The 7,067-nt window shown below is 39.6% G+C and carries 10 protein-coding genes; 4 read left to right on the forward strand and 6 right to left on the reverse strand.

Annotated elements, in window-relative coordinates; translation table 11 throughout:
• From PX484_RS24135 to PX484_RS24155, 5 genes are all read right to left on the reverse strand, one after another.
• Positions 1-301 (reverse strand): MBL fold metallo-hydrolase (locus PX484_RS24135; protein ID WP_288105957.1); only part of this gene is annotated, 301 nt, incomplete at its 3' end.
• Positions 302-325: 24 nt separating this feature from the next.
• On the reverse strand, positions 326-448 hold the full coding sequence (locus tag PX484_RS24140; RefSeq protein ID WP_002737208.1) for a DUF8629 family protein: 123 nt from the start codon (positions 446-448) through the stop codon (positions 326-328).
• 588 nt (positions 449-1,036) lie between these two features.
• Positions 1,037-1,579: an HNH endonuclease gene (locus PX484_RS24145; protein ID WP_287767010.1), complete on the reverse strand. Its 543-nt coding sequence runs from the start codon at positions 1,577-1,579 to the stop codon at positions 1,037-1,039.
• A 15-nt stretch (positions 1,580-1,594) separates the two neighbouring features.
• A complete protein-coding gene (locus tag PX484_RS24150) occupies positions 1,595-1,957 on the reverse strand; it encodes a hypothetical protein (RefSeq protein WP_287668089.1) in 363 nt (120 codons plus the stop codon).
• Positions 1,954-2,649 (reverse strand): hypothetical protein, encoded by a 696-nt coding sequence (locus PX484_RS24155; RefSeq protein WP_002800886.1) that lies wholly within the window; start codon positions 2,647-2,649, stop codon positions 1,954-1,956. Before PX484_RS24155 ends, PX484_RS24150 begins: the two co-directional genes overlap by 4 nt.
• Positions 2,650-2,732: 83 nt before the next feature.
• Between PX484_RS24155 and PX484_RS24160 the strand changes: the two genes are divergently transcribed.
• The gene (locus PX484_RS24160) at positions 2,733-2,879 is read left to right on the forward strand and encodes a hypothetical protein (protein ID WP_216628723.1); all 147 of its coding nucleotides are present in this window, start codon (positions 2,733-2,735) and stop codon (positions 2,877-2,879) included.
• A 57-nt stretch (positions 2,880-2,936) separates the two neighbouring features.
• Positions 2,937-3,896 (forward strand): cysteine synthase A, encoded by a 960-nt coding sequence (cysK, locus tag PX484_RS24165; protein WP_002800887.1) that lies wholly within the window; start codon positions 2,937-2,939, stop codon positions 3,894-3,896.
• Between the two features lie 69 nt (positions 3,897-3,965).
• Here the strand turns inward: cysK and PX484_RS24170 are convergent, their stop codons facing one another.
• Positions 3,966-4,682, reverse strand: a complete 717-nt coding sequence (locus PX484_RS24170) for a hypothetical protein (protein ID WP_043997704.1) — start codon at positions 4,680-4,682, stop codon at positions 3,966-3,968.
• A 416-nt stretch (positions 4,683-5,098) separates the two neighbouring features.
• Between PX484_RS24170 and PX484_RS24175 the strand changes: the two genes are divergently transcribed.
• Together PX484_RS24175 and PX484_RS24180 are read left to right on the forward strand one after the other, a co-directional pair.
• A complete protein-coding gene (locus PX484_RS24175) occupies positions 5,099-5,782 on the forward strand; it encodes a hypothetical protein (protein ID WP_287668092.1) in 684 nt (227 codons plus the stop codon).
• A gap of 41 nt (positions 5,783-5,823) precedes the next feature.
• The gene (locus PX484_RS24180) at positions 5,824-6,855 is read left to right on the forward strand and encodes a hypothetical protein (protein ID WP_287767008.1); all 1,032 of its coding nucleotides are present in this window, start codon (positions 5,824-5,826) and stop codon (positions 6,853-6,855) included.
• Positions 6,856-7,067 lie beyond the last annotated feature (212 nt).

Raw genomic sequence — 7,067 nt, forward strand, 5'->3', positions numbered from 1 at the left:
GTAGGGGCAGCAGTTGTACTGTCACCTCACTGGCATAAACTGGCAATTGGGGATAGGTCTGATGGAGAGCCATTAACCCACGGATGTGATCGCTGTGGGCATGACTACAGAACACCAGATCCACGGGTGGTTTTTTGTTTTGGGTCAGGGGTTGCATATCGGCCAAACCGCAATCTAAAAGTATGCGATAGGGACCGATTTTCAGTAGGAGACAAACCCCTTCCGACGCGTGACCGACACCAAAAGGTAAACAGGATAAAAGGGATTTTGACCCCCAGACGGCAGTAGAGCGTTGAACCATGGCAACCCTGATTATGATGACTGGTTAGTGAGCGGAACCATTGCCATCGTAGTTATCGCTATCGTAAAAACCGTTGCGGGTGCCGAAAAAGAGACAAGAGACGGTGAATACAGCCGTTAATGCCAACAAGATTAATTTGATGTCCATATAATTAGTGCAACTCCTCAGAGGGTATCTCCCCTCATACTAACCCAACTTTTTCGGTTGTTAGCAGCTAGGTTTCGGGTTTGACCATCGGCGCTCAACCTTTTTTCATAATTAAACCTCTTGCATAATTAATTTTTAAGGGTTCAAAAACGGCAAAAATAAGGATTAAATTGCATAAAATCTGTAAATAGACCATTTAATTAATTATTATTCATTCTTAATTCTCCTGACTACTGACTACTGACTACTGGCTCCTAACCCCAACAACAATTTTTGATTTTTACAAGAGGTCTATTAAACTTGCCAGTAATTTGTGATGATTTCATCAAAAACTACTGAAAATTATCTGAAAACCTAGCATCTTTTGTCATAATAGTCAAGAAACTTTTACAAAAATTTAGCCTGACTTTAAATTCTCCTTTGCTAAAGTGCGACGTAATGATAGGTGTCAATTGTCTCTTTTAGACATGAGGCAAAAGCAAACAAGTTATTGATTTTGACTCAGATTAGCTCAATTCAATTATAGTGGAATTTTACTATGGGTTTTCGATTAAATTTGAAGGCTATTTGCTCAGATTATAAAGTTAATTAAGGTTTATTAAAAAGTTTGTTAAACTTGGCTAAGTCATTGGTCTTTTCCAGAAGAGGATAACGAATTGCTGTTTGATCGACTAGACTAGATAAATACTCATAAGTGTGACGAAGTTCATAGGCATTATCATCACTTTTTGCTTGGTTACACTGCCAGCATACCAGTTGTAAATTATCAAAATCAAACATTTTTTCGGGACAGCGGGCTTTATTAATTATATGATCGATAGTGACATAATTGGGATGAAAAAATATCTGATTGATTTGATTAATAACTTTTTCCCCTTGAGAATTATTATATTCGTAACCCCTTTTGATAGCTTCTGACTGGGAAGAAGTTTTAAATTCTTCGCCATGTTTCATCTTTTTGCCACAAAAAGGACAGGGTTTTTCTTTGGCCATTATTCGATATTGATTCGGGCTAATTAATCCTTTTTGGGGATGTTCGATAACTGCTAGATGTTGATTAGCATTCCAGATTTCTGCAATTTCATCGGAGCTATATAATTGAGACAACTTTGATTTTGATATTTTATTCATGGCAGTACATAATAATCATAATAAAGGATATTTAGCCAAGGCTTTATCTGCTATTTCATGCAAATTTTTCGAGATTTTTTCTAACTCTTGTTTTCCTTCCTCAGATATTTTTTTAGCTTTTTCAGACTCAATAATGGCTAAATCAATGGCTTTGACAAGATTTCCCTTATTTAATTCATGCTCAAATAAACTGACAACTTTATAAGTATTATTTTTAAAATCCTGAAGAAGCTCCCAAGAGCTTTTAACCTTCCCCCAGCCGCTATTATAATAGCCCTTTTTTCTCGCTTGTCTTTGTTGCTCTAGGGAAAGGCCATGAAATAGTTCACTATTTCTTTTTTGCCATTGGCGATAGTTTATTTCTTCTAGTAACTTCATTGCTTCAGTTCCTGGTCATCTGCAAAGTAACGAGTGATTTCTTGCCACTTTTTATCGCCATAGTTATTAATAATATATTTTTTAATATCCCCCAGTTGTCTTCGTAGTTTATCATTAGTTTTTTCCAGAGATTCAACTGTAGAGATGGCTCGCTCTTTTATTTGTGTAATCCCATCCTGTTGTTGCTGAATAGTATTTTTTAGATCGCTCACCGCTAGATTATAACTGTCTTTATGAACTAATTCCTTTTCTAGTAAAGCCTGTTGACGTTCCTGGCCAGTTTTAGATAGACTAGCCTTTAACCATTGACCTAAACGATAAATCTCAGATTGATCAAAATCTAATAAATCTTGACGTAACTGCTCTAACTTTTGTAGCAATTCATTAACTTTTTCTTGCCAATAACTGACTTCTTGTTTAAGCTCAACATTCTGGTTGTATAAATTCTGATTACTTTTTCCTAACTGTTCAATTTTGCCCTCGTGTCTGGATATTTGCAAGGACTGATTTGAATTAACTTTGGCTCTCTCATTTCGTTCTTGTATGATAATCTGGAACAATTCCGCCGCTACAGGATCATCAAGATGTTCTACAATCCATTCTAGATGACGTGCTTTTAACCTATCGCTCAAATAGCCCTTGATTTCTATATGTTGTTCTTTCAATAGGGCTAGATTAGATTTAATGGTCATGACCGTAATTCTGACTTTAGTAAACTATCCATAGTTATTTTAGTACAAGTATAAGCTTTTGGAAAAAAGCAATCTTATCGGTCATGGTAGTTGTGCCTGTCTCTGGGAATCAACTCGGACTGACGAAAGAAACAAAGGAAAATGGAAATTTTACCGATCTAGGGCTGGCCTTTGCTATAAGTGAGCTATATAGCGCCTCCTTGGCTAGTGAGGAAATTCTCAAACGCTAAAGCTGAGAGCTTACCGCTATAAATAAGCACACGAATCACCCAGACAGAGAAAATATCATGCGTATCGCTCACGATGTCACCGAATTGGTTGGCCGCACTCCTTTAGTACAATTGAATCGGATTCCCCAGGCGGAGGGCTGTCTTGGCCGAATTGTGATGAAATTAGAAGGGATGAATCCCGCTGCTTCCGTCAAAGACCGCATTGGCACTCACATGATTAATAGTGCCGAAAAAGCGGGTTTAATCAATCCAGAAACCACGGTTTTAGTGGAACCCACCTCTGGCAATACGGGAATTGCCCTAGCGATGACTGCGGCAGCTAAGGGTTATCGCTTGATTTTAACTATGCCGGAAACGATGAGTTTAGAGCGCCGGGCGATGTTAAAAGCCTACGGTGCTACCCTAGAACTTACCCCCGGTTCCCAAGGCATGAAAGGGGCAATTTTACGCGCTCAGGAAATCGTTGATAGTATCCCCGGCGCTTATATGTTGCAACAATTTCGCAACCCTTCCAACCCAGAAATTCACCGTCTCACCACTGCTGAGGAAATTTGGCAAGATACGGAGGGACAGGTAGATTTTATTGTTGCAGGTGTGGGTACTGGAGGCACGATTACGGGAGTCGCTGAAGTGATTAAATCGCGTAAACCTAGTTTTCAAGTGGTTGCGGTGGAACCTTTCAATAGTCCGGTGATTTCTGGGGGTAATCCCGGTCCTCATAAAATTCAAGGTATCGGTGCGGGTTTTATTCCGGAAGTTTTACGCACAGATCTGATTGATGAGGTAATTACTGTCAGTGATGAGGAAGCTTTTCAATTTGGTCGTCGTCTGGCAAAAGAGGAAGGGTTACTTTCGGGGATTTCTTCCGGTGCCAATCTTTGTGCCGCAATTCAACTGGCCCAACGACCGGAAAATGAGGGTAAATTAATTGTGGTGATTCAGCCTAGTTTTGGAGAACGTTATCTGAGTACGCTGATGTTCCAAAATATCGAGGATCGCCAGTTAACTTTGGTGTAAAAAAATATCGTCTTCAGCCTCTAGCAGTCAGCTTTAGTTGGGGGCTGATTGCTAATAGCAGAGAGCTTTTTAATCATATTTAAAGAGGGATTTTTTCACCTGTAGGGGTATTTGTAAAGGTTGCGGTTTGATTGTTTCTTGGCCGGCAAAATTATCGAGTAAAGCCGATCGCACTTGTGCATCGGTTTCTCGTGAGAGAAGATAGCGGAAGTATTCTTGGCATTGTTCTCGACGACTGGGGGAAAGTTGCATTTCACTTAAACGTCGGACTGCCATTAAGCGCATTAAGGGATCATTGACTGTTAATTTTTCTAACCAGCGATCAAAGTTTTTGGACTCATTTTGACCGCGATGGTCGAGAAAATGCCATCCTAGTAGGATTAAGGTCAAAACCGTGCCAAATCCTTGCAAAATTGAGGCCAGGGCCAACCAGCGATTTTCGGCATAGGTCCAAATTGCCACAGCGAGATAGGTGGCTAAACTGCCTAAACCGCCACAGACTACCGCTAAAGTTAACTTACCGCTATCGGCGCTGAAAAAAGCACGCCCCCACAGCCACAGCGATGGCCAGTTTTGACCCTGGAGATGGTAAACTCCGATCATCGCCCCCACCCCGGTTAAAGTGGCCAAAACTAACTGCCAATTCCACGCCCAGAGGATCAAAAAACTAGCACAAGCTGCCGCCCATGTCAAGAATTGACGGGTTTTTTTTGCGGCGAGAGTTTTCATGACTCGACGCTGCAGAGCGGGAGAAAAATAGGGAGGAAGGCGGAATACTGAAGACACGGGAAGTTTTTCACTGAGGGTTTGATGATCACTATAGCCTGTTCTCAGGCAGACAGATCATTTTTCTTGGTAAAAATCCTCCTGGGAAAAGAGCGCAGTGCTAGGGTGGGCTAAAATTGCGATCGAGAATCGGCTAAAGTTCAGATTGGCGAGCTTAGGTGTTAGGATGGTTTTCAATCAAACTCAACTTTTTTTATTAATAAATAGCCGAACAATATTCTGTAAACTTATATACAGAAACCTAAAGAAATATGTTAATTTGCCGTCTTTGGGGCAGCAAGTTCTGATAAATAATCTAGAGTGTTAAGTATAAATACCGCAACTAATTTTACCTAGTCACGCCAGCTATCTAACTCATCTATATCACTTCCGAACAGAGTTAGAACTTCCTTTGTTACGTTCTGAGAGGCAAAAAAATGACTACTCAACTACAACAAAAAGCCAGACTTGAAATTGTCACCTTGAACCCTGTTTACGGAGTTAACTATAACAAGGGTTACATCGGTTTTACCTATGACGGAACAAATCCAGTTGGTCGAGGAATTGCTTATTTTACTAAGTGGGATAAAATGAGCAATATTTATGCTACTCACGCTCTCATCGTTACGGGTGAAAATACCTGTATTGAAGCGAATGCTGGCACGAATATGGTAGAAGAAAATCCTTTGTATCCCTATTTTGAACCTTCTAATTGCCAAATTTTCTTCCGCAAACCCAAAGATTTAACTGATGAGATTGCAGAGCGTATTGTTGAGATTCTCAAACCAGAAGTAGGTAAAAAATATGACTATAAACTAATCCTAGCTCATGCCTTTTCTGGAAGTTTACCCGGTCAGATACTCAGTCTTTTATCACGTCAAAAAATCAAAAAATTACTGTCTGAAGCTCTCAACTGTCCTGATAAATGGATTTGTAGTGAGTTAGCAGCTTACGCTTTAGATGAGCAACCTGAATACCGAGATATCGGAGTTCTGATCAATCCTAATTCTACCATTAATCCTCAAAAATTATTTGAAGATGATCTGATTTTTCAGGCTTGGGAAAATCAGGTTGCGGCAAAGTTTAAAGATTTAATCACCGGGACAACAGTAATTGCTTAGATGTATTACCTGCATTATTGATGCCATCAGGAGAATATCAAATGACCACGACAACTATTGGTAGAGTTCCTCTTCACGAACCGGGAAAATTACTTGATCCCTATATCAAGGACAATGATGCTTTAATTGCTCCTGCGGAGGATTTTACTATCTCGATCAATACAATTTCACTGCAACTATACACTAAATACAAAGGTGATTATTTAGCAGGACAGTGGGATAATAACTATTTCGCTCTTGTCAGTCAGATAGGATTAGGAGATCAAGAAACCCCTATTTTAAAGGTTCACTATCTTAATCACATCTCTGGAATGACTTTAGATGTAACAGACATTTGGGCTGAAAATGTTGCTGTCATTGAAGACTTTCAAAAAGATGAAAAATCTCAGCGATTGTATTTATCGTTTAGTAGTTTTTGTCAAGGATTAGGACGTTCTACCTTAGAACAAGTTACCAAGTCATTGCAGCAAGTTGTAGGAACTGTAGGGGCGGCTTTTCCTAGTTTAATACCTTATACAACAGTGGGAAGTACAGCCTTACAGGGCATTAATAATATTCTAGCAACTGTTGTTGAAGCTAGATTTCAACCCCAAGTAAAAACATCAACTTTTGGTCTTTATCCTGCTAACGTTGAGCAAAGACCTGTGATTGGAGAAGCTCCCTTACAAACAGGAGCTTATGCCTTTTTCTTTGAACCCGTTGAGATAGAAACCTTGAAAATGGGATCGAATGGGATTGTGACTTCAACTAATAATAAACCCGTGAGTCCTTATATTGTAGTTAACATCAAAAAAGGGATTACTTTAGCCCCCAGCCAAATCGAGAAAAACTTAGCTACTGAAGTATTGGAAGCTTACCACAGAACTACTAACTATCCTTTAACCCCTTCTAATACCGTGATTCCCTACTTCAATGCCTTAGAAGAATTGGGTAAAACTATTCGTTTAGCTAGTTCTACTAAGCGGTATTTTGAGTTAAAACAAAAGGGCGATCACCTCACTGAAGCGGAAGCAAAACGTCTAGAGATTCTCTTGGCTTACTTAAAGGAAAATCTCAAGAATTTTGAGCAGTAATCAATTAATTGGCATTCCCTAACTTTTAGTATTTGGAAACTGTTTAATAATAGGAGGAAATGATTATGATGTTCTCATGGACTGATTATGTGCGTGCCGTTGCTACCACCGAACAAATTCCCACTCGGTATCGCAAATTACGGGTTGTTCAATTAGCACAAGCAATCGTTGAATCTGCACGAGGTACGAGTAAACTTTTTCAAGAAGCGGGA

Source organism: Microcystis sp. M49636_WE2 (assembly GCF_030065375.1).
GTDB lineage: Bacteria > Cyanobacteriota > Cyanobacteriia > Cyanobacteriales > Microcystaceae > Microcystis > Microcystis aeruginosa_C.